This window comes from Faecalibacillus sp. (assembly GCF_047023275.1).
GTDB lineage: Bacteria > Bacillota_I > Bacilli_A > Erysipelotrichales > Coprobacillaceae > Faecalibacillus.
On sequence record NZ_JBKYAR010000026.1, the window covers coordinates 1 to 3620 of the forward strand.

Here is a 3620-nt window from a genome sequence, read left to right on the forward strand (position 1 = left end):
TTATTGTATTGAATTATTCTATTATTTATAAGTGCTTAATTATTTGTCGCTTACTGTAATACTGTGATTATTTTTAAAATAATCATATATCTTATTTACTACTTCGTCATCTTTCCAACAATATGATAAAAAAATATCCATTTCTTTTTTCCTCCCTATTTCTTTATTAAATATTAATCCCATTCGATTTCTTCTTCTGCCATATCATAGATTGTATTATTAAGTTCAACATCTACTTTATTTACAAGCCATCCATGTACACGACAAAGATTTATAAAATCTTGGATACGATTGAGTCCATTAATTTCTTTCAATGTCACAACAACTCCAAATTTCATGCCTAATCCAGCATTATCATCAAGTCGTTCTTTTTTTCGAATCATTAAACCCCAGTTCCCAGCTCCATATATTTTTTTTGAACGTGCATTGGAAGTTAATTTTTCACTAATATGTTTTACATTATCCCATTTGCGATACATTTTACGTGCATTTGTTTCAAAAAGCTTTTCACCATTTTCATCACCTTGTGAGTTATTATTAATCGCTTTAATAGATACTTTACCGTCTTTTTCCTTAACTCTACCAAAATGTATATCCATCTCACTACAAGTATAATCAACGCCTTGATTACGATCACATTTGGGATAATAAGCCAATGTTGCTCGTGCTATATAAGGAAATCCTTTTTCATCACGAGGAACAGGTATATTATAAGTAAATGTTTCATAATTATTGACCGTACCTGAAAGAATAAATTTTATTTCATCTTCATTTGTTTTTAAAATATCTTCTATTTTTCTAGGAACAACGCCAAATCCCACTCTAAAAGTATGATCATCTCTTCTATTCCATCCAGCAGCAGAGTCAATCAACAATGCTTTAGCCACTTCTCTAGAAAATCCCATTTTATGTATTAAATAGGCCATTTTACGAGAAATCCATGGAGCTGCATAAGATGTTCCAATTCGTCCCCATTTTCCTAATGGTTCACAAACATCAATTGCTTTATCAACATCTCCACCATAATAACTTACATCAGGTTTATGAAAGAAAGAAAGTACAGGCCCACATCTTCCATAAGAAGCTGGTTGATTTGAAAAATCAACTGAATTTACAACAATTGAATTAATAGAATCTGCAGGTGCTCCTATTTTCATATTTTCTTTTGTACTACTTCCTTTATTCGTTCCAGCAACAACAAAAACAATATCATATTCATTTTGTAAACGATCAAGAAGCGCTCCCTCTGGAGAAACAAAATTTTCTTCTATTTCTAATAAGGCTCCTAACGATAAATTCCATACTTTGATATCTAGATTTTTTTTAACTATTTTTTCAATATTTTTTAATACCGATATTGAACTAAATTTACCTTCTACTGCCACACCAAAATGACGAACTTTAAAGCGACCACACCCATCATCTAAATTAGGATTGATAGTTGGACCATCTACAATAATCGAACATACAGCTGTACCATGTTCTTTATCTTTAGGCCTTATTTCAATATTAGAATCTACTAAATTCTTTGAATCAACCCATTTAGAAAAATAAACTTGATCATCAAATTGAGTATCAATAACTCCTATTGTGGGCTCATTTATTGGATCAGGAATTGTTATTATTTCTTCATCATAATGGTTATCTAGAATATCTTCTTTATTCCATTCAGATATGTCTGAAACACTCATTGCTATTAAATAAGGCATAGATTGTTTCAAAATATCTAGCTCTTCTTTTTTTAAATGGAATGTCGTTTCATTCAACATTTTCATTTTTCCAAGATTAATACCAATAGACTGTAACAATTCAGCAGAATCTACCCCCGTTTTATAGATTGTTACAATTGAATCTTTCGGAGACTCATTTAAATCTTTATCAATAGCAAAATAACTGACATAAAAACAATCAACAATTGCTTTAGATAAAGTTGACTTTGAATACTTTGTATCAGGAATACCCTTTTTATTAATTTTTTTAAGCTCTATATTTGTAATAGTCCCATTAAAATAATAGACCATAATATTTTCAATTTCTTGTAACATATTAATTGTATTATATAAAGCATCTAAATTTATAAAATGCGTAAACACATGACATATATTTCCATTGTGGTGTTCAAACTTTGATCCTCTTATAGACACATTCGTTGTTTTTCCTGCTTCTTTTAATAAGCATTTTATACGATGGCTTTTAGCAACAACACGATCATAATGGACACTTACAAGAGCACCTTTGATATCAGGATGATCATGCCAATAATTTTTAATTTCAACTAATTGAGATATTAACGATCTTATATGGTGAACTTCTACCTTTTCTCCTTTAGGAAGCGATGGTGCTCCTACAGTTCCTCTATTTTTAGCAGATTCAAATGTTCCTTTTAATTGTAATATCTCATTCATACTTTAGTCTCCTTTCAATTCTCTAGATACACTGCTTTTAGAAATACCTGTAAGGATTTCTATTTCACGTACTGTAAATCCTTCATTTTTTAATTCTATAATATCCATAGGTATATTCCCTTTTACTGCAAAATAAAGGCGTCTAAAATAGTCATACTTATCTTCCATATTACTAAAAATAACAGATGTTTTGATTATATTTTTTAATTCACCTGGATAAGGAAAAACATCATATAAAGAAAGAATTTTTCTAAATAACCTTTTATTTTTTTCAACATTTTTTTGATTTTTAAGAATATTATCTAGTATTTTTTCTGCTACTTGCATTAAATTCTCTTTACTATAATTGTTAAAATGAATTATATAATCAAATCTTCTTGTCATAGCTTTATCAAAATTTTCAAATAAGTTTGTTGTTGCAACAATAATTGCACTTGAAGCTAAATTATCCAATCCTTTTAATAATGTGGATGTAGCTCTTCCCATTTCTCTTAAATCATGACTATTTGTACGATCTAATGCAAGAGCATCAATTTCATCAAACAAAAAAATAACACTATCCTGTTTACTAAACGAATTTATTTCTTTAAATAAAGATGTGATATTTTTTTGTGTTTGACCTAATTTACTATCAATAATCATTGAAAAATCAACCATATACACTTTTCTATCAAGAACTCTAGCAAGCTGTTTTACAGCCTCAGTTTTTCCTGTTCCCGGTACTCCTTCAAATAAAAACTTATTAACCTCTGCTTTATTATTAATTGCATTAGCAATACCAATAAGTTCTTGACTAATAGTAGTTGGTAAAAATAATGATGTTGACTTTAAATTTACTTCTTCAAGAAATTCAGATTCATAATTAAAATTTTGCGTATATATAACATTTGTATCCGACATCAATGCCATGATATATTCTGCTAATTCATTATCTCCTTTAGCATCAAATTCATTAGCAATACCGTAAGCTTCTTCTCTAAAAGCATTTTCATTACCTTCTACATGATACCTTATTAGATTCACTATGTTCTTTTTTTTCATTCTACTCACCCTCATATTTCCATTAATATGATAACATATTGGGACACATATGTATATAGTGGGACAAATATTTATTATATAAACAAAATAGTTAAATTTCTCCATTTATTCAAATAATCACTTAATTAACCATCTGACACATCTTTTGATTTAACTCCGTTATTCTCACTTTAA

At 28.8% G+C, this 3620-nt stretch carries 2 protein-coding genes; both read right to left on the minus strand.

Annotated elements, in window-relative coordinates:
* Positions 1-173: 173 nt before the first annotated feature.
* Positions 174-2405, minus strand: a complete 2232-nt coding sequence (locus tag ACLVEP_RS09460; protein ID WP_412584426.1) for a S8 family peptidase — start codon at positions 2403-2405, stop codon at positions 174-176.
* A 3-nt stretch (positions 2406-2408) separates the two neighbouring features.
* Complete coding sequence (locus tag ACLVEP_RS09465) at positions 2409-3446, minus strand: ATP-binding protein (RefSeq protein ID WP_412584427.1); 1038 nt, start codon at positions 3444-3446, stop codon at positions 2409-2411.
* Positions 3447-3620 lie beyond the last annotated feature (174 nt).

Excerpts from the sequence above, each read along its gene's own strand:
- ACLVEP_RS09460 (WP_412584426.1), bottom strand. The coding sequence starts at position 2,405 with ATGAATGAGATATTACAATTAAAAGGAACATTTGAATCTGCTAAAAAT.
- ACLVEP_RS09465 (WP_412584427.1), bottom strand. The coding sequence starts at position 3,446 with ATGAAAAAAAAGAACATAGTGAATCTAATAAGGTATCATGTAGAAGGT.